Source organism: Halalkalibacter alkaliphilus, from assembly GCF_023555415.1.
Taxonomy (GTDB): Bacteria; Bacillota; Bacilli; order Bacillales; family Bacillaceae_D; genus Halalkalibacter; species Halalkalibacter alkaliphilus.
In genome coordinates, this window is sequence record NZ_JAKRYL010000008.1 from 67,190 (window position 1) to 92,421 (window position 25,232).

23 protein-coding genes and 1 tRNA gene are annotated in these 25,232 nt (G+C 35.4%); 20 read left to right on the forward strand and 4 right to left on the reverse strand.

Annotated features, from left to right (window positions below):
• The first annotated feature begins 565 nt into the window (after nucleotides 1-565).
• The 7 genes from MF646_RS09425 (at nucleotide 566) to MF646_RS09450 (ending at nucleotide 9,409) form a co-directional block, all read left to right on the forward strand.
• A complete protein-coding gene (locus MF646_RS09425; protein WP_250096244.1) occupies nucleotides 566-1,318 on the forward strand; it encodes an AbiV family abortive infection protein in 753 nt (250 codons plus the stop codon).
• A 463-nt stretch (nucleotides 1,319-1,781) separates the two neighbouring features.
• Entirely contained in the window at nucleotides 1,782-1,904 is a 123-nt protein-coding gene (locus MF646_RS23250) for a hypothetical protein (RefSeq protein WP_275980265.1), read from the forward strand.
• Between the two features lie 526 nt (nucleotides 1,905-2,430).
• Entirely contained in the window at nucleotides 2,431-3,618 is a 1,188-nt protein-coding gene (locus MF646_RS09430; RefSeq protein WP_250096245.1) for an AAA family ATPase, read from the forward strand.
• Nucleotides 3,615-4,364 (forward strand): HNH endonuclease, encoded by a 750-nt coding sequence (locus MF646_RS09435; RefSeq protein WP_250096246.1) that lies wholly within the window; start codon nucleotides 3,615-3,617, stop codon nucleotides 4,362-4,364. Before MF646_RS09430 ends, MF646_RS09435 begins: the two co-directional genes overlap by 4 nt.
• Before the next feature lie 1,015 nt (nucleotides 4,365-5,379).
• A complete protein-coding gene (locus MF646_RS09440; RefSeq protein ID WP_250096247.1) occupies nucleotides 5,380-6,972 on the forward strand; it encodes a hypothetical protein in 1,593 nt (530 codons plus the stop codon).
• A 79-nt stretch (nucleotides 6,973-7,051) separates the two neighbouring features.
• Complete coding sequence (locus tag MF646_RS09445) at nucleotides 7,052-7,909, forward strand: hypothetical protein (RefSeq protein ID WP_250096248.1); 858 nt, start codon at nucleotides 7,052-7,054, stop codon at nucleotides 7,907-7,909.
• Between the two features lie 522 nt (nucleotides 7,910-8,431).
• A complete protein-coding gene (locus MF646_RS09450) occupies nucleotides 8,432-9,409 on the forward strand; it encodes a tyrosine-type recombinase/integrase (RefSeq protein WP_250096249.1) in 978 nt (325 codons plus the stop codon).
• 107 nt (nucleotides 9,410-9,516) lie between these two features.
• On the opposite strand, the gene MF646_RS09455 is transcribed toward MF646_RS09450, so the two are convergent.
• The 3 genes from MF646_RS09455 to MF646_RS09465 form a co-directional block, all read right to left on the reverse strand.
• Nucleotides 9,517-10,575: a tyrosine-type recombinase/integrase gene (locus MF646_RS09455; RefSeq protein WP_250096250.1), complete on the reverse strand. Its 1,059-nt coding sequence runs from the start codon at nucleotides 10,573-10,575 to the stop codon at nucleotides 9,517-9,519.
• Nucleotides 10,576-10,704: 129 nt separating this feature from the next.
• Nucleotides 10,705-10,801: transfer RNA gene (locus tag MF646_RS09460), tRNA-Sec, on the reverse strand.
• A 209-nt stretch (nucleotides 10,802-11,010) separates the two neighbouring features.
• Nucleotides 11,011-11,610 carry a CBO0543 family protein gene (locus tag MF646_RS09465; RefSeq protein WP_250096251.1) on the reverse strand — a complete coding sequence of 200 codons (600 nt, stop codon included), beginning with the start codon at nucleotides 11,608-11,610 and terminating at the stop codon, nucleotides 11,011-11,013.
• 243 nt (nucleotides 11,611-11,853) lie between these two features.
• Between MF646_RS09465 and hutP the strand changes: the two genes are divergently transcribed.
• The 7 genes from hutP to MF646_RS09500 all read left to right on the forward strand — a co-directional run bounded on the left by hutP (nucleotide 11,854) and on the right by MF646_RS09500 (nucleotide 19,405).
• Nucleotides 11,854-12,297 (forward strand): hut operon transcriptional regulator HutP, encoded by a 444-nt coding sequence (gene hutP, locus MF646_RS09470; protein WP_250096252.1) that lies wholly within the window; start codon nucleotides 11,854-11,856, stop codon nucleotides 12,295-12,297.
• 123 nt (nucleotides 12,298-12,420) lie between these two features.
• Entirely contained in the window at nucleotides 12,421-13,938 is a 1,518-nt protein-coding gene (hutH, locus tag MF646_RS09475) for a histidine ammonia-lyase (protein ID WP_250096253.1), read from the forward strand.
• A 16-nt stretch (nucleotides 13,939-13,954) separates the two neighbouring features.
• Entirely contained in the window at nucleotides 13,955-15,622 is a 1,668-nt protein-coding gene (gene hutU / locus MF646_RS09480) for a urocanate hydratase (RefSeq protein WP_250096254.1), read from the forward strand.
• A gap of 19 nt (nucleotides 15,623-15,641) precedes the next feature.
• On the forward strand, nucleotides 15,642-16,928 hold the full coding sequence (hutI, locus tag MF646_RS09485) for an imidazolonepropionase (protein ID WP_250096255.1): 1,287 nt from the start codon (nucleotides 15,642-15,644) through the stop codon (nucleotides 16,926-16,928).
• The gene (gene hutG, locus MF646_RS09490) at nucleotides 16,897-17,862 is read left to right on the forward strand and encodes a formimidoylglutamase (protein ID WP_250096256.1); all 966 of its coding nucleotides are present in this window, start codon (nucleotides 16,897-16,899) and stop codon (nucleotides 17,860-17,862) included. Before hutI ends, hutG begins: the two co-directional genes overlap by 32 nt.
• Complete coding sequence (locus MF646_RS09495) at nucleotides 17,855-19,162, forward strand: Na+/H+ antiporter family protein (protein WP_250096257.1); 1,308 nt, start codon at nucleotides 17,855-17,857, stop codon at nucleotides 19,160-19,162. The genes hutG and MF646_RS09495 overlap by 8 nt, the downstream gene beginning before the upstream one ends.
• Before the next feature lie 102 nt (nucleotides 19,163-19,264).
• Nucleotides 19,265-19,405 (forward strand): hypothetical protein, encoded by a 141-nt coding sequence (locus tag MF646_RS09500; protein WP_250096258.1) that lies wholly within the window; start codon nucleotides 19,265-19,267, stop codon nucleotides 19,403-19,405.
• A gap of 66 nt (nucleotides 19,406-19,471) precedes the next feature.
• On the opposite strand, the gene MF646_RS09505 is transcribed toward MF646_RS09500, so the two are convergent.
• Nucleotides 19,472-19,690, reverse strand: a complete 219-nt coding sequence (locus MF646_RS09505; RefSeq protein ID WP_250096259.1) for a hypothetical protein — start codon at nucleotides 19,688-19,690, stop codon at nucleotides 19,472-19,474.
• A gap of 385 nt (nucleotides 19,691-20,075) precedes the next feature.
• Between MF646_RS09505 and MF646_RS09510 the strand changes: the two genes are divergently transcribed.
• From MF646_RS09510 to MF646_RS09535, 6 genes are all read left to right on the forward strand, one after another.
• Nucleotides 20,076-20,864 carry an ABC transporter ATP-binding protein gene (locus tag MF646_RS09510; RefSeq protein WP_250096260.1) on the forward strand — a complete coding sequence of 263 codons (789 nt, stop codon included), beginning with the start codon at nucleotides 20,076-20,078 and terminating at the stop codon, nucleotides 20,862-20,864.
• Between the two features lies 1 nt (nucleotide 20,865).
• Complete coding sequence (locus tag MF646_RS09515) at nucleotides 20,866-22,497, forward strand: hypothetical protein (RefSeq protein ID WP_250096261.1); 1,632 nt, start codon at nucleotides 20,866-20,868, stop codon at nucleotides 22,495-22,497.
• A gap of 158 nt (nucleotides 22,498-22,655) precedes the next feature.
• A complete protein-coding gene (locus MF646_RS09520) occupies nucleotides 22,656-23,150 on the forward strand; it encodes a small multi-drug export protein (RefSeq protein WP_250096262.1) in 495 nt (164 codons plus the stop codon).
• Nucleotides 23,151-23,164: 14 nt separating this feature from the next.
• Complete coding sequence (locus MF646_RS09525; protein WP_250096263.1) at nucleotides 23,165-23,905, forward strand: hypothetical protein; 741 nt, start codon at nucleotides 23,165-23,167, stop codon at nucleotides 23,903-23,905.
• Between the two features lie 18 nt (nucleotides 23,906-23,923).
• Nucleotides 23,924-24,316 (forward strand): GntR family transcriptional regulator, encoded by a 393-nt coding sequence (locus MF646_RS09530; protein WP_250096264.1) that lies wholly within the window; start codon nucleotides 23,924-23,926, stop codon nucleotides 24,314-24,316.
• Nucleotides 24,317-24,318: 2 nt separating this feature from the next.
• The gene (locus tag MF646_RS09535; RefSeq protein WP_250096265.1) at nucleotides 24,319-25,203 is read left to right on the forward strand and encodes an ABC transporter ATP-binding protein; all 885 of its coding nucleotides are present in this window, start codon (nucleotides 24,319-24,321) and stop codon (nucleotides 25,201-25,203) included.
• Nucleotides 25,204-25,232 lie beyond the last annotated feature (29 nt).

Sequence of the window (25,232 nt, forward strand, 5' to 3'; positions counted from 1 at the left end):
CTCGTCAGTTGAAATGGACGTGACCTAAAGTATGACGGGACCCGATCATGCCAAATGGGAAAGGGTATCACACTGACGGAAGAAGAAATTGGCGGTTAAAAAGAATACTAATTGAAAAGTAGGTATTTTTTACAAGGAAGCAGGAGAAAGAGGCAGAAATTGTTTCTTTCTCCTGATTTATTATATTTAATAAAAATCATATATTTTCTACTGAACAAGTATGTTTGACCACTGAAACATTTTGATTTACTACATTTATGTTTGTTAGTTAATCTTTTTTTGTTGCATAAGTATTCAGAACACGGGAATGTCTAATCGGACATCTATATTGTATTTTAATGAAAATATCTACAACTATTCTAGGAATATAATATAACAACTTTAAATTTATATGATCAGCCTAGCTTTAAAATGTAGGGAAAGAAAATATTGAGCCATACATTTGAAAAATTATTTCAGCAAATTAAAAGGAGGAGCTAAGAGGCTTTCCTTCTTTTAATCTATAAATACATATACAATGAATGGTAAGGATTTGGTGGTTACATTTTTAATCAGGAGTGATTGTATGAGTTTTAATCAATTAAAAGTAGAGGAAATAGAAAAGATTTTTTCTAAAATTCATGGAAATGCTAGTGAGCTTTTAGAGGAGGCGGAGCTTTTATATGATTACCAAAAATATGCGAGATCCTATCTATGTGCTCATATTGCTTTTGAGGAATTTGGTAAATTACCTATGTTAAATACAGCAGCTCTAAATGTTTATAATGGAGTAAAAACTGATTGGAAATATCTAAACAAGAGAATAAGAAACCATCATAGAAAAATCTCGCAAAGCTGGGGAACAATTATGATGTTTAGAGAGATACTTAACAAGTTCGAAACATACTCAAAACAGAGTGGTGAAAATGATAATGACTCATTAGATGCTGATTTTAATTATATTAAAGAATTTAAGGCCTTTTTAGATAGTGATAATTTTTTTACTACTTTGGATTTTATTAAATATATGGAGGAATTAGAAATTACAGAGCAAATTAAACAAAAATACTCAATGTCAATGTTATTAAATGAATACAAAAATGGTAGCTTATATGCTGATTTTGATGAGGGGATATTTTTAAAACCTAGTGAAAAAATTGATAAAGAAATTTGTGAATTTGGCTTAAGTAATGCTCTTATTCAGAAGAAATTTATTGATATTCCAAATATTCATAAAGAGGGATTTAGACTGTATAGATTAACCGATGAGCATAATCAATGGTTAAATGCTTTAAATAATAAGTATAAGGCCCAATTTGAGAAGCTAAAATTAAAATAAACACAATGAAGGTAAGAAATATACTCTGATTAAGTAAGATTGGAGATACATTTATTCCTATCAAACTTTTTCAATTTTAAATGTCAAAACCCGCTCCACTTCTCCAAAAAAGAAAAGGAGGGGTTTTTTTGTTGGAAAATTCGTTTCTGTAACTGGTGTCAGTAAACCAGAGTATCTATTTTTGTTCTCTTAATGATCGATATAATGTTGCTTTTGATACTCCAGTCATTTCCTCAATTTCTTTTACGGTGTATTGTTGACTATTATATAACTTAATGGCTTTAAAAAGAAGCAAATCAACGATTTGCATACTACAATTTAGGATTAACACCTGAGTTTATAGAAAAAAAGTGCAATGAATTTAATAAGATTATTGATATTGTGGTTGGGAATTTATCGGAAGAGGTCTTAGAATATTTTATTGATACCCCTATGCCACCTGCTTTGATTGAAGAGTACATCAATGACAATTACTGTTGATTACAACCATGCGAAAGCGGTTCGTTATAATTGGTACCCAGGAAAAAACCACACGACAGAGCAAGATCGTTTAGGTGTGATTAAAGAGTTGAAAAGAAAAGAGTAATTAAAATTTCGAAAAGCACTGTACGGTTTTTATTGAAATCATAATGCCCGCTCCAATTCTTAAACGGTAAGGAGCGGGTATTTGTATGAACTATTATTCTCGTGTAATTATCTAAATGCTGGCTAGCTTTTAAGCCCCACGCCAAATAGTGTACAAAGAATGACAGGCTATTTACCACTGCGATCTTTCTGATGGTAAAAGATATAAAGCCGTATTATGGATAGTCAAATATGTTATAAAAGTTGATTGATTTTCAAAATTTAAGTCTTCTTGTACACGGTCCAGACTAACTCGTGTATTACGTGGCAGACACATACTGTGCAATAAATAATTTCGTTTATGAAGTACGTTAAGGTAAAGAAGTTTTATCCATCTGCCTTATTCAACAATCAGGCCATATATTTAACTAAGATAATGGATATTTATGTTAAAATAATTGTGATAATGTAAGAGCACGTAACAGTCATATTGTTGAAGGTAACCTAAATGATAAAAATAGTTAAGAAAATAAGAGGGGGCAAGTAAAATGAAGGTAGTCGAAATTAAAATCCGAGGAATAGGTGGAATAGATGATTTAAATATTCAGTTTAATCCTGGACTCAATTTAATTTCCGGTCCTAACGGAGTAGGGAAAACGACAATATTAGATTGTATTAGTCATTCTTTTAGTCCATACGGTTCTAAAACGCTACGAAGGAATTCAAGACATGATGAGGGATTATGGGACATTACGGTTGAGAATGACGGCCATATACATAATTCACGAGAAAGAAGGCGATTTTTTCATCCTCATGAGAATCAAGAAAATGGGCAAGGGACTTTACCGAGAAAATTTGCAAAAAAAGTGGTGATATTTAAATCGCATCGTCCATTAAATTACGTTCCGGTTAACGCAATTTCGCGTGACCCTGACTCTAATGAAAATTCTATTGCACAGCAACTACTTCAACAGACTAACAATGATGACATAAAAAGCTGGTTTTTAAGCAGATATTTATGGTCAGCTCATGAAGGTCTTCTGACCCAAGAACAAAGAGAAAACTTTGAGTTAGCAAAAGAATGTTTTGGTATTATTGACGAAAATGTTTCATTTAAGAATGTAAACCCCTCAACCCATGAAATCTTGCTAAACTCATTTAATAAAGATATATATTTTGAATATCTATCATCTGGCTATAAATCGGTTTTAATTCTGTTATTGGGTCTCATAAAGCAAATTGAATATAGATTTAAAGAGCCTACTATGAAGGTAAAGGATTTTGATGGTATTTTATTAATAGATGAGGCAGATATGCACCTTCATCCTCAATGGCAAGGGAAATTAGTAAAAGTGTTAAAGTATGTTCTGCCTAATGCACAAATAATAGCTACAACACATAGCCCCCATATGATACAAGCAGCGGAGCCTAATGAAATAATTCCTTTAAGTCTTAATGAACTTCAACAAGTATTCGTAAGGGAATTACCTAACAGCAAGTATGGTTTCCAGGGATGGACCATTGAAGAAATATTAACTGATGTTATGGGCTTAAGTGAAACAAATTCTGAGTTATATTTAAGTACTTTAAATGATTTTGAAAGAGCATTATCGCAAGAAAATCTAGAAGAAGCAAATAAAGCTTTTGAAGTTCTAAATCTTATGCTACACCCAAAGAACCCATTGAGAACACTTTTAAAACTTCAATTGGCAACATTGGGTGGTGAGATGATTTGATAAAATTAGAAAGAGTACCTAAACCTCAAGAATTAACTGATGAAATCGTTAAGGAACTAATACATAGGTATAAACAAGATGGATCTAATGTCTGGAATAAAAATTATATTAAAAGAGACTTACTGGGTATGTCAAATAACAAGTGTAGCTACTGCGAATGTCTTGTTAATGAAGAGAGCAAATACATGGAAGTTGAGCATTTTTACCCCAAAAAAGACTATCCAGATTTAGTTGTTGAATGGGAAAATTTATTGCCGTCATGTAAAAGATGTAATGGGAATAAATTGGATTATGATCCGAAAAGCGAACCAATAATTAACCCATGTGATACTAATCCTAAAGAGCATTTAGGGATGAGGTTATATAGATTATTGGGTAAAGATGATATTGGCAATAACACTATAGATATACTTTATTTAAATGAGATGGATAGACTGGTACTACCCAGATTTCTAATTGGAAATCAAGTTCAAGAATCATTAGAGGATATCTTAAATAAAATTAAAATGTACCAACAAGGTGTATTACAAGGTACGAGAAATCGCAATATCATAGTAAATGGATTCAAAAACCTTCTGAGACAAGGATTACCTGAAAAAGAGTATTCAGCTACAGTGTCGACAGTTCTTTTAAATGATCAAAAATACTCAGAAGGCAAAGATAACCTTATACAATTAGGTTTCTGGGATGATGAATTAAATTCGTTAGAAATTAGCCTTTTTAGTATTAAATTAGACACGCTGTAAAAAATCCTATAATACCTAGCCGAAACACAGTAAAAACGACATTATTGAAAATGATTGACTGTGTGTGACAACTTTTAAAATAGGAAATGGGTATTATTATTCTGAACTAATGAATATAAAGAAAATGGGCTTTTTTAATTTGAATAAAAACCACTATATAATAAGGCGTTTGCTACACAGTACAACGATACTATGCAATAGAAAATGATACCCGCTCCTGTTTCCGACCAGAGGCGGGATTCTTCATTTTTATATTTTATTTTAAAAGGAGAGAGTGCAGAATCGCTTCAGCTTAATTTTAATAATAAGACATACAATCCCCAAGTGCAAAAAATGAAAAGGACAATTAAATAAATGGGACTGATGAGGGGAATTGCCGGGACAATTAATTAATTCACCTACATTTACAGAACATGATCTCAAAGAACTAACATTGGTGGAATAAAGGCAATTACATAAATAAGAATAGAAGATGAACAGAACAGAGAAGCGGGTATATTAGGTTGATTAACAATTGAATTTCTCTAAGTGTCAAGTTTTAGAAAACTTAGATACCTTCATCAGACTGTTATCTCTTGGGTTTCAATTAGGTGTAGTCAAATGATACAAAATAGATTTATTGATATAAGGGACTTAATAGTATCTAATATACAACATCTCATTAATAGAGGGAGAATTAAATTGCGATAAGGATATGCTAGAATTTAGAGTAACAAACAAAATTTATACAATATACTTAAACTATTTCATGATAGGATAATAATAAAATGACTCTTGATGAGATATCTGTGAGATTACTAAATAAGCAGCTCTACTTTATATAGAGCAATCAAACATTAAAAAATTACGAGTAAGAAATCCAGGAGACCTGATAACAGGAAGAGCAATTAGAAAATCTAGTACTCCACAAGAATAACAGTAATATAAAAATAATTTTCAATTGAGAAAAACACATGGTTAACGGGAGAAAACTATTGGATAATTAGTGGTAAGGGAATTTTTCGGGGGAATATAAATGATACAGATAAAGAATCCGCATAGTCGATTTAGATTAAGTATGAAAGAAAAGTTCGAAAAGAAATTAACTGAATTTACTGTACCCTATATTAAGAAGATTCCTTTGGATGAGAATTGGAAGGTGAATTCAAAATATATTCCTAAAGTACTAGAATCAGCAAGAATTAATGTAGAAGGTTGGGAAAGAGAACATATTAGTACATCTAAAATCCCTCAAGACATCGACTTAGATTTGCTTTCTGTTTATGTAGCTGAATACATACCCATTGAGGACGTGGATAAGCTAAACAAAGGACTAAAAAAACTGGTGAAAAACTATCCATTTCGTTTTCAACATGGACAAGCTGAGCGAGTAGATGAATTTTGCAATCAGGTTAAAAAGAGCATTCATGGAGGACGTTGGAATAACTTTGGTTTTATAGATCTTTCTGTGGAGAAAAATGTTTCTGAAGTTGTAAAAAACATACACATTTATGCAACACACTTGTCGTCCTCCTCAATTATTTTGCAATTTATTATAACTCCTTCCGATGAGTATATTAGACAGTATAAAAAGCTAATTGTAAGTGATATAAAAGAGGGTCATTCATTTGACCTTAGGTTTAAGAATCTTTTAAAGTTTTGGGGAGGGAAAAGCTTATCATATGAAATTGTAAAGAATCAGAAGTTAGAAGATTTGATAATAGAACTAAAATGGAGGACAATGAAAGAAATCAGTAAATACTTCCCCTTATATTTCACAAATAAGAAACTGATTCCTCCTAGTGTCGAAGTCTACAAGGTAAATCAAAATTCTTGTACTTTTAAGCATGCTGAAAATGAGAAAAGAAGTTCGTTCTGGGATTCAATCGGAATGGATAGTACTTTTAGTGATATATCTAAGGATGGGTACTGGCAACTATTTTCCGAAGGAAGAAGACCCCACTTAATTGATAGTTCATTAAAGGTTATTTGTAATTCAACAATTAGACGGGAACCAATGTATCATTCACTTGATTTTCAAATTGTTTATATGCTAGAAGAATTTGCAAATTTACTTCTACCGATTATGGTGATGAGAGAGTATGCGGTAGATACCAGTGAGAAGGTTGCTATTCAACAAAATAAAACTTTTTCATCTATTAAAAAGGCCAAGCCTAATTATCATAAATTGATAAATATAAGGTATGAATTAGAACGAAACTTGCAAATCCTCAAGAGATTTAGAAATGAAATTGGTGATAAGTACTTCAATAGAGTGAAATCTAAAATAAATACAATCTCTGAATTTGAACCATCAAGACCTAGGTATATCAGTATGAGTGCTACTGAAATGGTTGTGGATAACACTAAGTATATTGTTGATAAAACATATGAACATTCTCAACACTTTGCAAAAATTATAGACGACACCGTTCAATTGCTTGAAATTAAAACAAACAACTCTCTAAGAAGAAGGTCTTTTGCACTTTCAATTATTACAGTTGTATTATCAATTGCAGCAACTATCTTTGCAGGCCTGTCAATGTTCTATCAGCTAAGTGATGAAAAGCAGAGTAAGTTAATTAATCTTTTTAGTCCAATTATAAACATATTGAAATTCTTCTTTTGAAAAGAATATAATATATTCGGATTCATTTGACTATTATAAAGTTTAGTAACTAAATAAAAAATCAGGCGGTTGATTGAATATGACAAAGAAAATGGACCCTTTAGAAAAGGCGATAGCTCAAATCGATTGGGGCAAAGAAAATCTGGATAAACAAGAATGGTTAAGAGGGAATTACGAACTTGGTTGGATAGACACTGATAATGATGTCCATGTGTATGTATATGAACATATTTATCGACCGGCAATAAGAATCTATCTTGATCAAGAAGGAAATATGTTACAAGGTTACTTAGACTGTTCAGATTATGAAGAAGAAATCAGGTTACATGAGGACTTAGATTTAGGTGATTTTGAGTTACTAGATGATGAAGATTGGCCAGAGGACGAAGAAGATTTTATATTTATAGAAGAGGAGAATCCTGAAGAAAAACTAGCTTGGGCTTTGTGGTTAATTAATAAACAGGCTAAAGCATATAGAGATGAAGTGAAATTTAACTCCCCTAGATTACCTAGAGAAGCTATAAACTACTACAATATTATGAAAGAGAACTATTATACTTTGAAACATATTACTTTAAAAAGGCTTCATAAAAAGAATAAATTAACCTATAAAGGTATACATAAGAGTTCAGGTAATTTAACAAAGTATCCTTATGTAGAATTCGGTCCATATGGCTTTCATATAAAGGCTAATGATAAATACCTAGAATCACTAATTAATAGAAATCCAACAATAATAAAGGGAAATTTACCTAATAAAATTCAAGCGGTTGATCATTCAAGATTAAATATAAACCAGTTACTACTTTCTATAGCGGAGGAAACGGTTTGTAATTATTTGCACAAAGGACTTTATAATGGTTTATGGAGAGAGTTAGTTAAAAATAAAAAGCGGTTGGGAATTGATGAAACAGGAAGATTTATCTCCATTAATTAACTAAATATGTGTTATAACAGGAGCATGAATTATGCAAGATAAAAGAAGAGAAATATGAGGATAAATATAGTATAATTAAAGTGCACATATATAAAAACTATTGAATCGTGTTGTTGAGGAAAAGAGAATTTATAAAATAATTTCTAATCCATTTACTAATTATTTTCTTTTCAAAAATACCCAAACTTCATTACACAAATTTTATACACTATCCCTATGAAACCTTTTAAAATAAGGGGTTATGAGGCTTTCTCTAGACTGACCACCGGTAGCAATTTATGCTTTGTAACAATTTCCATAAGACCTTTTTTGAAGGTGATTATAAACAACATTTCTGCTCTTAGGCTTTAATAAAAATTTTTTTATTTTTTTGTGTACCTGTTGTTGCCGTCACATAAAATCTATTTTAAGATTACATCATAGATAGATTCACAAATTTAATAATCGAAAAGGGAAGCACCCTCACGAAGCCTAATTACTTAGGTCTCGTTTGGGTGCTTTTTCTTATTTAAGGAGTTGTAGATGTTGATAGAATACCGTAACAATATCAAGCTAGAAGATGCATTTGAAGAGTTTATCTTTCAAAAAAAGATTGGTGGAGAAAAAGCACGGACCATAAAGGACCATATCACACACCTTAATTATTTTAAAGGATTTCTTAAGCTGAGAAACAAGGCGTTTACCTACCTAGAACAGATTGATAAAAAAACATGCCAAAAGTACATTGAATATATGTTGGAAGAAAAAGTACTTTATGATGATCATCGACATATAACAAAGGATAAAAAAGGTCTAAGTCCTTCTACGATAAACATACGGACCAATTCACTTAAGGCACAATTCAATTTTTATGTTGAGGAAGGGTACATTCAACAATCTCCTTGGAAAGGGATAAAGAAATTAAAGGTAGATGAGACAGAACCTAAATTCTTAAGTGTGAAAGATTATTCACTACTACTAAAAGCACCTGACCGCAAGACTTTTCATGGATTTCGAGATTATTGTATCATAAATATCTTGTTAGATGACGGACCTCGGATTACTGAAACATTGAATTTGACTCTTGATGATGTAAACTTGGAAGAACTCTACATTAAATTCCCTTCACAAGTTACTAAAGATGGGGAATTTCGTATTGTTCCAATTAGAAAAAGAACAGGCTTCCTATTAAAGCAGCTAATCAAAATGAACAATGAAGTAAATGATGAATCTTTCCATATTTTCATAAGCAGTACAACTGGGAAAAAACTAGCTGCTAGTAGCTTTAGGAGTAACCTTACCAAATATAAAGAGAAAGCAGGAATAACAGAATCCGTACATCCACATAAATTACGCCATACATTCTGTATTGATTACCTGAGAAATGGAGGAGATCCGCGTTCTATGATGGCTATCATGGGACATACAACTGAGGTAGCCTCTAAAAAGTATTCACGATTTTCAACTAATACTCTTAGAGAAATAAAGGGTAAGCATTCGCCACTTAGTAAAAAGGATTAAGAAAAAAATTTCTTAATAATCCAACTCGAAAAAATGTTTCAAATAAAAGCCATCAACTATTATCATTTACTATAGTTGATGGCTTACTTATTAAAATAGCTAATTGTTTAACTTTCCATCAAATGCTGAATAGGACTATATTGATGATGTTGCGATTTGATATCTTCTCCATTCATCTGAATGTATTTTCTCACCATGTTCATGCTAGAATGTCCCAGTATCCTCTGAAGTGTAAAAGGATCACCACCATTTAAAATATAAAACTTCGCAAATGTATGTCGGAACGTATGAGGGGAAACTCTTACATCGCTTATGTCTGATTTATCTCCATAACCTTTAATTCTTTCTCTAACTCCACTTGCATCTAATTTTTCTCCAAAATTGCTCAGAAAAATGTTATCAGCGGGGTCTTCAAATGCCCTACTTTCATTGATTAGTATTTTAATTAACTTTGCTGTTTTTTGTGAAAGAGGCACGATTCTTTCTTTACCATTCTTTGCTAAATGGGCAGGAATTGTTATTGTCTTTTGGATTTCATCAAAGTGCTTTTTCTCTATGCCCAATATCTCTTTGCATCGGATTCCTGTATCAATAAACGTAACCATTAACACATAATCTCTAAAGCCTGCATAGCTCCTTTGATCAGGCTGCTTTAATAGGTCTTGGACTTGTGTTTCTGAGAACGACGGAATGGTATCTTCTTTCGTTTTTAAGAGCTTTATTCGTGCTGTAGGGTTAATTCGAATATAATTTTCATCAAATAAAAACTTGAAAAAGCATTTCAAGGTTCTTAGCCGTACATTAACTGTGACAGGAGAGAGACCCTTCTTTTCTATATGCTTATAAGCTGAGCTGGTATGATCATCCCAAAGCATCTTTTCTTTTGTCATGTAATAAATATAATCCCTTACCATTTCAGTGGTAATATCTATGCCTAGTTTAACACTTGGATAAGCATTGTTTAAAAATGAAACAAAATACCGAAAATGGGTACTGTGATCCTTTAGTGTACGTTCTCTTAACCCTTCAAGTTCTTTTGACTTCATAAATGTATCAAATAATACATCTAACTGTTGCTCCTTTTTCTCTTCAGCTAAAGGAACTTCATCATAAAACGCTCTTTGTGAAATGGTCTTCCTACCCTTACGTTTACTTTGGTTTGCCAAAATAAAAACCTCCTTCGATTTGAGGGGAAAGATCCCTACATAGCAAAGGAGGTTGAACGGTTTTCTTTGTTTTGCCCACACGGTCTATATGTAAAACCTAAATTTGATCAGGTCTTAAAAACGTTGATTTGGCGGGACTGTGTAGGAATCGAACCTACCGGAGACGGCACGCGCCTCCCAAGCGGTTTTGAAGACCGTGGCGAACACCAGTGTCACAGCCAGCCCCGTAGTATAAATAAATGTGTCTTATAAGGACAAAGATTATATTAACATACAAGTTAATTATTTATCAAGTAGGGGAGACTTTGCACTAATTTCCTTTCTATTAAATTAGTCTTAAAAATAAACTAGCCCCACCAAAATTTAAATAAAAATTTAATTTATTTAGATAGGTAGAGTAAAAATGATCACTATTCTTAACCTATATTGACTACATCAATAATGCCCATCTATTTGTTTCAACTTTTCAATGACCCATTTACAAATTACACCAATAATAATGTAAATAGGGAAGGAATAAATGTACTTCCAATGATAAATTTCGTATATCCCTAGCCAAACTGTAATCGGTTCTAAAACAAATGAAAAAAACAAAGCACATACAGTCATAACAAGTAAAAATGGTTTCCAGTTAGGGAAATATTGATAAACAATCATATACACAATAGGAAGATGAAATTTATGGATTTCAATGATTGGAGGAATAATAGGAAAAATCTTATCAGGATAAGACCACATGACAAATGAAACTCCTGAAATATCCAAAAAGAATCCTATAGATCCGATCATAAGACCAAATAAAACAACTTCAATGAGTCTTTTTTTATCTAATAATCTAAGCCAAATTAGAACAAAAGCAATCGTTGTTATAACAAGGAACCACCAATTGAAAGTAAATAATGTTTCTGTTAGCCAATACTCCCATAGAAGGTTTCTTGATTCTCGACGTAATTCAATTATTTGACTCCAAAGAGAGCCACCTTTCATGTTAATTATTGAGGAAGCGATTAGGACTCCCTGTATAATAGTAAACATCCGGACCCTCCGATATACCCATGACTTTATATATATTGTGGGTTATTTTAGCAATGTATATACGGGTGATGAAGTGAAGTCTGGGTGATAGTTAATGACTACCTATATATTTAGGCCGATACATCAAATATTTCATTTACCGTATGAATTTGGAATTTGTTATTGACACATGAAATTGAAGCGCTTACACTTGAGGTAGTTATTAGATATTAGTTTTATAGAAAAGTGAAAGAGTTGTTGTTGATGGCGTTAAGTAATGATAATCGGATTGGACGACATGCGATTCTGCTATTGCTTTCTGAGGATTCAGAGGGACAGCTGAAAAAGTTGGAACAGTCCAATTGGAAAGGTTGTACCGGAAAAGTCGGTTCAATGGAAGCGCATAAAGTAGTGGCAGCAATAGAGACTGCGGCGAAGAAAAATGGGATTATCCAGTCGAATGTATATCGTGAATCTCACTCACTTTATCATGCAATTATGGAAGCATTGCATGGTGTAACGAGAGGCCAAGTTCAGTTAGGGTCCGTTTTAAGGACAGTGGGCTTATCGTTTGCTATTTTGCGTGGGAACCCGTATGACAGTGAGTTAGAAGGAGATTGGATCGCTGTTTCCTTGTATGGCACAATAGGTGCACCTGTTAAAGGGTCAGAGCATGAAACGATTGGTTTAGGAATTAATCACATATAATTGCCCATAGTATTTTAGTTAATAGGGGGCTATATCTTGAAATCAAAATTTTGATTTCATTGATATAGTCCCCTTTTCTATTGCTCCTTTACTTAACTAAAGAGAAAGAAGGGAGAGAGAAAGATGGTTATTTTAAACGGTCAAACACTCACTTTTTCTGATGTGCGTAACGTGCTGTTTGAAAAAGAGAAAGTAACGTATTCAGATGAAAGCATGAGGAAAGTAAAAGAGAGCCGCAAAGCGGTTGAACGAATCGTTGACGAGGGAAAAGTTGTCTATGGCATAACTACTGGCTTCGGAAAATTTAGTGATGTATACATTGGCAAAGGTGATGTGGAGGCATTGCAATTAAATTTAATACGTTCACATGCTTGTGGTGTTGGAGAGCCTTTTCCGGAAGTAGTCTCAAGAGCTATGGTTTTACTTCGTGCTAACGCATTGCTTAAAGGTTTTTCAGGGGTACGACCAGTTGTAATTGAAAGGTTAATAGATCTAGTAAATGCCAATATTCATCCGGTAATCCCGCAGCAAGGGTCACTCGGAGCAAGTGGAGATTTGGCTCCTTTATCTCATTTAGCACTCGTGTTAATTGGGGAAGGGGAGGTTTTTTATAAAGGTGAAAGGATAGAAGCAATCGATGCGTTAACGAAAGAAGGGATTTTCCCAATCACGTTAACCGCAAAAGAAGGCTTAGCGCTTATTAATGGAACGCAAGCCATGACAGCAATGGGCGTCGTTGCTTACTTAGAAGCGGAAAGACTTGCTTTTCAATCTGAGGTTATTGCCTCAATGACGATCGAAGGGTTGCGTGGCATTATTGATGCCTTTGATGAAGATATTCATCTAGCTAGGGGCTATAAAGAACAAATCGATGTTGCACGGAGAATTCGCACGTATCTTTCGGATAGCCAGTTAACAACGAAGCAAGGAGAAGTAAGAGTACAGGATGCTTACTCGATTCGCTGTATTCCGCAAGTACATGGAGCAACTTGGCAGGCTTTGAATTATGTGAAGGAAAAATTAGAAATCGAAATGAATGCAGCAACAGATAATCCACTTATATTTGATGAAGGAAAGAAAGTATTATCTGGCGGCAATTTTCATGGTCAGCCAATCGCCTTTGCGATGGATTTCTTAGCGATTGCGATGGCAGAACTTGCAAATATTTCAGAACGTCGAATCGAGCGTTTAGTTAATCCGCAATTAAGTGATTTACCTCCATTTTTAAGTCCTGAACCAGGATTGCAGTCTGGAGCGATGATTATGCAATATGCAGCGGCATCACTTGTATCTGAAAACAAAACGTTGGCACATCCAGCAAGTGTTGATTCGATTCCATCATCAGCGAATCAAGAAGATCATGTCAGCATGGGAACGATTGGTTCAAGACATGCATATCAAGTCATTCAAAATGCTCGTCGTGTTCTATCTATTGAAACGATTTGTGCGATGCAAGCGACAGAGTATCGAGGAACAGACAAAATGTCACAAACTACGAATCTATTTTTCCAAAAAGGTAGAGAGTTAGTTCCATCTATTACGAAAGATCGAGTGTTCTCAAAAGATATTGAAGCTATAACTGATTGGTTAAAAGCCAGTTCGCACCATTTTGATCAAACAGGATCGAAAATTCATTCATAAAAGGAGAGAGATTACTATGACAACAAAAAAACGAATCATTCAAGCAAAAACAGGTGTAGAAAGAGAATGTAAAGGCTGGGAACAAGAAGCTGTATTACGTATGCTCTACAATAACTTGGATCCTGAAGTCGCAGAAAAACCAGAAGATTTAATCGTTTATGGAGGAATCGGGAAAGCGGCTCGAAATTGGGAGTCATTTGATGCGATCGTTCGTTCTTTAAAGAAGTTGGAAGCAGATGAAACCTTGTTGATTCAATCTGGAAAACCTGTTGGGATGTTTAAAACCCATCCGGCAGCACCTAGAGTGTTATTGTCAAATTCAGTTTTAGTACCGAAATGGGCAAATTGGGATCATTTCAACAAACTTGAAAAAGATGGATTAATGATGTACGGACAGATGACAGCAGGAAGCTGGATTTATATTGGAACACAAGGCATTTTACAAGGAACATATGAAACATTTGCTGAGATTGGCAGAAGGCATTTTTCTAATAGTTTGAAAAGTACTGTAACATTAACAGCAGGTCTTGGAGGAATGGGCGGAGCGCAACCTTTAGCGGTGACAATGAATGATGGAGTTGTCATAGCTGTAGATGTAGATTCAGAGCGTATTCAAAAAAGAATCGATACGAAATATTGTGACCGAATGACATTTTCGTTGGATGAAGCACTTGAATGGGCACAAGAGGCAAAGGAAAAAGGGGTACCTCTATCAATCGGTTTAGTAGGCAATGCAGCAGCGATTCATCATGAAATCATTGAGCGCGATATTCATATTGATATTGTCACAGACCAAACATCTGCCCACGACCCTTTAAATGGCTATGTTCCAGAAGGGTTTTCTCTTGCCGAAGCTGCTGAGCTTCGTGAAAAAGATCCGACTAGATATGTGAAACTAGCAAATGAAAGCATGAGAAAGCATGTGGAAGCGATGGTCACACTGCAAAAAAGAGGCTCGGTTGTATTTGATTATGGCAACAATATACGCCAAGTTGCAAAAGATGAAGGGTTTGAAGATGCATTCAGCTTTCCAGGATTTGTACCTGCCTATATCCGTCCTCTTTTCTGTGAAGGAAAAGGTCCTTTCCGTTGGGTAGCTTTATCAGGTGATCCTGAAGACATTTATCGTACAGATGTATTGATTAAAGAGCTATTCCCGGAAAATGAAGCTCTTTGCCGCTGGATTGATATGGCTCAAGAAAAAGTCGCATTTCAAGGTCTACCATCTCGTATTTGTTGGTTAGGCTACGGGGAGCGGAAAAAGATGGGACTCGCAATCAATGAGCTTGTTAGAAAAGGAGAGTTAAAAGCTCCAATTGTGATTGGGCGTGATCACTTAGATTGTGGCTCTGTTGCCTCACCAAATCGGGAAACAGAAGCGATGTTAGATGGCAGTGATGCAGTAGGAGACTGGGCAATTTTAAATGCATTAATCAATAATACATCTGCGGGTGCTAGCTGGGTATCGGTTCATCATGGTGGCGGAGTTGGAATGGGGTATTCGCTTCACGCAGGAATGGTTGTCGTTGCTGATGGTTCAGAACTAGCAAAAGAGCGATTGGAACGTGTTTTGACAACAGATCCTGGCATGGGTGTCATTCGTCATGCAGATGCAGGGTATGAACTTGCAAAAGATGTCGCGAAGGAGAAGGATGTCGTTATTCCAATGAGTGAAAAAGAGTAATCAAAAGGGAGGGGATCGTATGAAACAACATGTAGATTTACTACTTATGAATATTGGTCAGTTACTCACGATGGAATCAATTGGTCCAAAAGAGGGGAAGGACATGCAAGAGCTAGTTATGCTTGAAGATGCTGTTGTCGGTATCACTAATGGCAAGGTTGTTTTGATTGGTGAGAGAGAGTCAGAAGAAGGAATTCAAGCTGCTGAAGTTATTGATTGTCAAGGGAAGCTCGTATCACCTGGTTTGGTTGACCCGCATACTCATGTTGTTTTTGGAGGGTCACGCGAACATGAAATGGCATTAAAACAGCAAGGAGTTCCTTATCTTGAGATCCTAAAACAAGGAGGAGGCATTCTTTCAACGGTTGAGCATACTCGCCAAGCGACAGAAGATCATTTATATGAAAAGGCATACTTTCACCTTGATCGGATGCTGTCACATGGAGTAACGACAGCTGAGATAAAAAGCGGCTATGGGTTAGATGTAGAGACAGAGTTAAAGCAGCTGAAGGTGGCAAAACGCTTACAGCAAAATCACCCAATTGATCTTGTTTCAACGTTTTTAGGAGCACATGCAATTCCTCATGAATATAAGGACGACCCTCAAGCGTTTTTAGATGAGATGGTCGGCATGCTTGATTTAATTAAAATTGAGGAACTTGCTGAGTTTGTTGATATTTTTACAGAGACAGGTGTGTTTACAGTAGAACAGTCTCGGGATTATTTGACGAGGGCGCAGGAAAAAGGGTTTGGTCTTAAAATTCACGCTGACGAAATTGATCCTTTAGGTGGAACGGAACTAGCGGCTGATTTAGGAGCAAGTTCTGCAGATCATCTCGTTGGTGCATCGGATGAGGGAATTAAAAAATTAGCTGAATCCAAAACAATAGCAGTACTGTTGCCAGGAACAACTTTTTATCTAGGAAAAGAAACATTTGCGCGCGCACGAAAAATGATAGATGAAGGAGTGAGAGTAGCTCTAGCAACGGATTTTAATCCTGGTAGCTGCCCAACAGAAAATATTCAACTAATCATGACTTTTGCTGCGTTAAAGCTGAATATGTCTCCTGAAGAAATTTGGAATGCAATGACCGTGAATGCTGCTTATGCGATCGGGCGCGGTGAGCAAGCAGGGCAAGTTGTCGTCGGGCGTCAGGCAGATCTTGTCATCTGGGATGCGCCAAATTATCAATATCTTCCTTATCATTACGGAGTGAACCATGTTAATACCGTGATTAAAAATGGGCAAATCGTCTCAAGAAGGAGGGAGGTCAGTGAAACCATTTCCTTATCTCCAAAAAGCTAACACATCATTTACGGATCGTGAAGTAACAAAGATAGGTGATCTAATGAAAGAGTGGGATGGTGAAACGATCAGAGGGGTAGGACTAATTGGAGCCCACCTCTCTAAATCATCGATTAGTCACTCTGGAGCCTGCTTTGCTCCAGGTACGATTCGCAAAGCATTGTCAGGATACTCAACCTATTCAGTAGAGGAAAACATTGATTTAGCAAATTGGATTATTCAAGACTTAGGTGATATTTCGATGCATATAACAGATGTTATTCAGTCTCAGAACCGCATCTATGAAACGGTTCAACAATTATTAAAGGAGCACTCATCGTGGCTTCCCGTTGTGTTAGGAGGAGATAATTCTATTACTTATCCAAGCATAAAAGGGTTTAAGGAAGCAAAAGGGGAAGTCGGTGTTCTTCAGTTTGATGCCCATCATGACGTCAGAAATTTGGAGGATGGGGGACCGAGTAATGGAACACCGTTTCGAAGTTTACTTGAAACAAAAACGATTAAGGGAACCAACTTGGTTCAAGTAGGCATTCGTGATTTCTCAAATAGTAAACCATATCATGATTATGTAAACAAACATGGTGTAACTGTATATACGATGAAGGACGTTCGTCAGGCGAGTATGAAAGAGTTAATGGAATCATCGTTAAAAAAACTTGAACAGTCAGTTGATTCAATTTATGTATCTGTTGATATGGATGTAATTGACCAAGCACAAGCACCAGGTTGTCCAGCTATTGGACCTGGTGGCATGGATGCAGTTGATCTTTTTGAAGCGATCTCGTATTTAGGAGAACATCCTATGGTTAAAGGACTAGAAATTGTAGAAGTAGATCCGACAGTAGATTTCCGTGATATGACGAGTAGGGTAGCGGCTCATGTCATCTTAAACTTTTTAAAGGGAAAACAAAGAGGGGGATTAACGTTTGATTAATGCTGTACTCATTTCCGTTATCGTAATGGTTGTTCTCAGTCTTCTTCGAGTAAATGTAGTATTGGCCATTCTTTTTGCTGCACTAACAGCTGGGGTAGCATCAGGACTCCCGGTAACAGATACAGTTGATATGCTTGTATCAGGTATGGGAGGCCAAGCAAATACGGCTCTCAGTTACATTTTACTAGGAGCATTTGCAGTAATGATCGGATATTCCGGTATTACTGGCTTCTTAGTACGGCATTTAATTAATGCGTTAAAAGGGAGAAAAGCATTTCTATTACTGGCAATTGCAGGGGTCGCTTGTTTATCTCAAAATGTCGTACCAGTCCATATTGCTTTCATTCCGATATTAATTCCACCACTTCTTCACCTGTTTGATAAGATGAAGCTCGATCGTAGGGCTGTTGCTACTTCATTAACATTTGGTTTAAAGGCACCGTACATCATGATTCCTGCTGGATATGGGTTGATCTTTCACGGCATTATCGCAAATGAAATGACATCAAATGGGATGCCGGTTAATATCATGCAAATTCCTATGGCGATGCTCTTACCGGGTTTTGGTATGTTCATAGGGTTGTTAATCGCTATTTTCATTACGTATCGGAAAGATCGAGTCGTTAATGCTGATTTAGATCACCATTCGGAAATTGCTGCAACTGTAGATGAAGGCTTAACGTTTTCAAGGAAGCATGTATTTACAATTGTCGCCATCATAGCAGCGCTTACTGTTCAAGTTCTTTTTAGCTCCTTAGTTTTGGGGGCGCTTACAGGCGTAGTCATTATGTTTGCGTTGCGAGTTGTGCCATTTAAAGAAGGAGATTGGGTCGTTAATGATGGCATAAAAATGATGGGAATGATTGCTTTTGTCATGTTAATTGCTTCTGGATATGCGACGGTTCTAAAAGATACTGGAGCAGTCGAAAGCTTAGTTGAATCAACGACCGGTTATCTTGGTGGGAGTATGTTCTTGGCTGCAGTAATTATGTTGATTGTTGGGATGCTAATAACAATGGGAATAGGTTCGTCATTTGGCACACTGCCGATATTAGCAGCATTGTTTGTCCCCATATGTGCGGCAATTGGATTTTCTCCTTTAGCAACTGCAGCGTTAATCGGAACAGCCGGTGCGATTGGAGATGCAGGCTCTCCAGCTTCTGATAGTACTCTTGGACCGACAGCTGGATTAAATTCAGATGGGAAGCACAATCATATTTGGGATACATGTGTGCCGACCTTCTTGCACTTTAATATTCCATTGCTTATTTTCGGTTTGTTAGCAGCTTTGATTCTTTAATATGATGGAGAAAGGGTGTGATCTTGTGATTGCACTCTTTTTGATTGTAAGCGGAGTGAAAAAAGAACTGATAGGGAAACTAAAAGCGAAGGAGGGAAGGGCATGACAAATATAATTGATGGTATGGATGCGGCTAGGTTTCAATCTGCCAATCATCCTGATGGAAAGAAACATGAAAAGAAGCTTAAGGAAGAAGAGAAAAAAATGCCTACTGTTTTACGAAACTTAAAGAACGGATCATAAGGATGAATTGACTCGGGGTGTCTCAAAGGACTAATTTTGACCTTTAAGACACCCCGATCATAAAATTTAGCTGTTAGAGCTATGAGAGTGAGTATGATTTACGCTACGCTGAATGCCAGAACTCGAATAACTTTGAACCATTTTTTGTAATTCTTTGTGTGCCTCTCGTAGTTCTAACGTTGCATCGATAATTTTTTGAAACCCTTCCAAATCTTTATCTGAAGCATTTAACAGCGATTTTGTCATGCCTTCGGCGATTTGTTGTAGGCTTAAGTCTCTGTTCACAAACAACGACCACCTTTCTTTTTCATTTGTTGGTTTCTAACTTACTATTTTTTGATTCAGTAGGTATTTTCCTGCAAGAACTTCTCTACATATATCAGCAGATTGTCGTAAATGGTAACAAATACCGAGTGAATATCCTATATGTATCCAATTTGCGAATATGTGTTTTGTGATATGCGTTTTGCAAGCTCATACATTTAATAGTTTACGCTATTATTTTAGTAATTGGAAGGAAGTTGCTGTTTTCTCATAATTATTTGAGAAAATTATAGTTTTTTTAATATATTTGTAATATATCATTTCATTGAGTAAAGAAAGAGGATTACAAAATGGATGATTGTGTTAAAATTGAGAAATAATTCAATTTTAAAAAGTAGGTGGTCGTATGGGAGAAGAACAACAACCAATTCTATCACTTGAAGATGTAACGATGTCATTTGATAACAAAATGGTATTACGTGCAATAAATTTAAAAGTTTATAAAGGACAAATCATTGGATACATAGGGCCAAATGGAGCTGGGAAAAGTACGACGGTGAAAATTATGCTTGGCCTCATTGAAGGTTATCATGGGAAAATTACGGTATTTGATAACGATATATCGGATGGAAAAGTAGATTATAAGAAAAAAATTGGCTATGTTCCGGAAACGGCCGAATTGTACGATAACTTAACAGCAAGTGAATATTTATCGTTCATAGGAGAATTATATGGTGTTCCTCCAGAGAAAGTAGAGAGTAAAGCTAGACGGTTAATGGAGAAATTCGGATTAGAGGAAGTCTATCATTCAAGGCTGTCGTCTTTTTCAAAAGGAATGAGGCAAAAGGTATTGCTCATTTCAAGTCTATTACATAATCCTGACTTATTATTTCTTGATGAGCCGTTAAGTGGATTAGATGCCAATAGTGTCATGGTTGTAAAAGAAATTTTAGCAAAGCTTGCAGCAGAAGGAAAAACAATATTCTATTCTTCACATATTATGGAAGTGGTAGAAAAAATCAGTAATCGAATCATCCTCTTATCAGAAGGGCAAATTATTGCAGATGGGAGCTTTGACGAATTAAAGAAACAAAATACAGAGGGGACATTGGAACAAATCTTTAATCAACTAACTGGTTTCCATCAACATCATGAAATTGCAGCAGACTTTGTCTCTATCGTTCAAGAGGTGTAGGATGGAAAACTTTCAAACTCTAAAGCTACTAGATTATTTTAGAAAGCCAATTGAAAAATTGGGCGTAGATTACAGCAACATGAGGAAAATTTTACAAGTGAAATTAACGATGGATAAAAGAAGAGTACCGACCATTTTTACTCAATCAAATACAAAGAAAGAAGGAAATCAATTTCTTAAGTCATTATGGCTGTATGCCTTATTTGGTCTTGCCTTCATCCCTTTTATTCTTCTTGGTGATAATTATCTGTTTCAAATGAGCATTGTTTTTGGAATTGCGATGTTTATTATTATGACTTCGATGATTTCAGATTTTTCGTCAGTTTTGCTTGATGTAAGGGACAAAACGATTTTGCAAACAAAGCCTGTTGATCAGAAAACCATTAGTGCTTCAAAATTAGTACATGTAATCATTTACTTGTTCTATTTAACTGGGTCAATTATGACTATTCCTTTGCTCGTTTCGTTGTTTACAAAAGGAATTCTATTTTTTCTTGTTTTTCTAATTGAAATCATCTTTGTTAATTTATTGATCATTGTGATAACAGCCTTACTTTATTTGTTTATCTTACGCTTCTTTGATGGCGAGAAATTAATGGATCTCATTAATTACGTTCAAATCATATTATCACTTGCTACGATAGTTGGGTATCAATTAGTGATTCGATCTTTTGAATTTATTAATTTTGATATTCAAGTTTCTCTGAAGTGGTGGCAGCTTTTCGTGCCGCCGCTTTGGTATGCAGCTCCATTCGAATGGGTATTAAATGGAAATACAGATGTGTATATATTGATTTATACGGTTTTAGCAATCTTAGTACCGCTGATTTCCATTGCTCTCTACATTAAGTTAATGCCGGCATTTGAAAGAAATCTGCAAAAGCTAACGGCGCAAAGTACTGGTAAATCAAGTGGACGTAAAGAGAGTTTCATAGGAAAGTGGATTTGTCATAGCAATGAAGAAAGAACGTTTTTCCGATTTGCTAACCAGATGATGGAACAAGAAAGAGAGTTTAAATTGAAGGTATATCCTTCGTTAGGTCTCGCACTAGTCCTGCCTATTTTGTTATTTTACAATGAGGTTCGCTTCCGTTCTCTGGAAGAAATTGCATCAAGTCAATACTATTTAGCGATCTATATTTGTCTGTTGATCGTTCCTACTATTATTATGATGCTGAAATATTCGGGAACGTATAAAGGGGCTTGGATCTTTCGAACGGCACCAATCCAACACCCAGCACTTATTTTTAAAGGAACCTTAAAAGCTTTTCTAGTTAAATTATTTCTTCCCATATATATTCTTCAAAGCTTTGTATTTGGGTTTATTTTTTCGGCAGCGATCATTCCGCATTTAGTTGCTGTTTTATTAAGCTCTTTTATGTATACAGTCTTGTGTTTCTTATCTTTAAAGAAGGCTTTGCCGTTTTCTGAATCTTTTAAAGCCGGACAACAAGGTGAGGGCTTCACTATTTTTGTTTTGCTGCTGTTAATTGGTCCTCTTATTGGACTACATTATGTAAGTTCAATGGTTTCTTTTGGGGTTTATTTTTATATCGCTGTTTTGTTACTTGTTAACTATTTTCTATGGAGTGATCGTACTTTTCAAAGAGTAAAGATACGCTTTAATGATTAAGTTAAAAATGAGGAGAGACGGGTGCTTTTGATGAGCAAGCGTCTCTTTTTTATTTGAACAAAGCACTAGTTTCTAAATTGCCACTTTTCAATCACCAATCACGATGTTATAGTGTATATATAGATATACACAGTATAGCAGTGAGGAGTTGGGAAGGTATGAGTTTTATCGAATTATTATGGGCGTATATTTTAGTTTTTGTTTTATCTGCAGTTCCTTTTCTTGAAGGGTATGCAGTTGTTCCTCTTGCTATTATTGCTGGCTTAGCGACAGTACCAGCTGTCATTTTAGGTTTAGTTGGAAACATTGTAACGGTCTTTTTAGTCATCGCATTCGTCGATAAAATTAAAGCTTGGCGTAAAAAGAAAAAGGGTGAAGAGGAAGGCCAGGTGGATAGCAAGCGCTCGGTTCGGGCACAAAAAATATGGAATAAATATGGCTTGCCTGGATTATCAATCATTGGCCCTTTATTTGTAGGAAGTCATGTGACTGCATTTATGAGTGTATCTTTAGGAGCGACAAAAAAGAAAGCCTTTGTTTGGATGACGGCAAGTATAACGATTTGGACAATTGTTTTTGTTATCTTGGCTCATTTAGGAATTGATTTGTTAGGGCATCAAGATGATGGAGTATCGAATCGGTTCTTTAATTAAAGGAGGAATTGAGTATGTTGAATCAAGCATTTTGGCTTGTGAAAAAAGATTTAAGATATAATTGGAGAGGTCTTGTATTTACGATCATTGCAGTTGTCTTCTTTGGTTTTTTTACAACCATTTTTCTAGAACAAGCCGCTAGAGCTTTGTTTGGTGATGGTGTAATGTATTATAACCATGTTGTGCTCGATATCTTTTTTGTTGCGATACTGCCTTCATTAGCAGCTATTTTCATGTCAGGTCCGTATTTATCATTTCAAACAATTAAAGACGATCCATTTACCAAAAGAATGGCTTTTTTAAGAGCATTGCCGATTCCGGTTGAGTTATTAGCTTTTAGCCGAACTTTGTTAATGCTTATCACTTTATTTATGCTGTCTCTTGCTTTTTATGGAACGATTGTAACGCAACTTCCTGATCGTTTTTATTCCTATATAACATTGAATGAACTATTCATATTTATCCTTGTCTGGTTTGGATATTCTTTGGCACTTGGTGGAATGAACCCATTTATCGAATACGGAACAAGCGGGAAAATGCTGCATCTCTTACCATTTGTGTGGATTGCAATAATGATTGGTCTATTCGTCGGCTTTCGTTTAATCGTTGGTTATAGCATTGTTGAATGGAGTCTTCTTTTAGTAAAAGATTATGGCTGGATAATAGCTTTTATTTCGATTGCTCTAGGTGTCGTTGGGTGTTATTTATGGCATAAATTGCTTACGTATCGTTTGAAAAAAAGAGATTATTTGTAATGGAAGGGAGGATGGCCCATGAAGCTACCGATACGAGTTTCTGAAGAAAGCAGAGAACCTATTTATCATCAAATTGAAACACAAGTGAAATCACTTATTGTTGGAGGGCAGCTTCCGCCTGGTACACCGCTTCCTTCCATTCGTGTCCTTTCAAATGATCTACAATGTAGTGTGATTACAACAAGGCGGGCTTATCAAAATTTAGAAAGCAATGGATTTATTAAGACTGTTCAGGGTAAAGGAACCTTTGTAAAAGAGGTTGAAACAATCAAAATGGAAGAAACAAAGCAGAAAGTTGTCATCGATGCTTTTGTGAAAGCGATTGAACAGGCTGAGCAAGTTGGGTGTTCGAGTGAGGATATCCGACGTATTTTTAAAGAAGTGATGGAAAACAAGAGGAACGGGGGATAATTATGACCAGCTCTTTACTAACGACAACCGCATTAACCAAAAAATATAAGAAATTTACACTAGGGCCAATTGATTTTAAAGTCGAGACAGGAACAGCGATTGCTATAGTCGGGGCAAATGGGTCCGGGAAAAGTACATTCTTTCGCTTGCTTATGAATTTGATTCAACCAAATAGTGGTTCTGTGCATGTGTTTAATCACATATTTGGAGAAAATGAGGCAGAAATTAAGAAACAAATCGGTTATGCTGGAGAATTACTAGAGCCATTCGGTCATTTAACGATCCGTGAGCTTGCTAGCTTCGTTTCTTTTTGGTATCCAAACTGGGACCCAAAATACTTTCGTTATCTTATAAAAAGGTATCAGATTGATGAGAGTAAGAAGTATGCTAAGTGTTCAAAAGGAATGAAAAAGAAAGTAGAATTTATCCTCTCACTCACTCATCATCCAAATTTGCTTATTTTAGATGAACCATCAGCTGGCGTAGATATTATCTCCCAAAAGAAGATGAAAGAGGATTTAATTCAATTTATGGAGAGCGGTAACAGGAGTTTAATACTAGCAACTCACTCCATAGATGAGGTAAAATCAATTTGTGATTGGATAACCGTTTTTCATGAAGGGGAAATCATACAGGCTTTTGATAAAGATGAGATTTTTGAAAAATGGGGAAGAATATGGGTATCGCAGGTAACGGATAAGATTCGGGAGCATCCAAATGTAATCGAAGTTAGCTCCACCCCATTACAAATCGTTACAAATGATTTACGAAAACTTGAAAATGATTTGAAAAATGAACATATACAAATAACACATGTGCAAAAATTAACGCTAGAAGAAGGGCTTGAGTATTTAATAGGAAAAGAATTAACTGCTAAAGCAGATTAAATGATTGTAGGGATAAAAACCTTGATAGG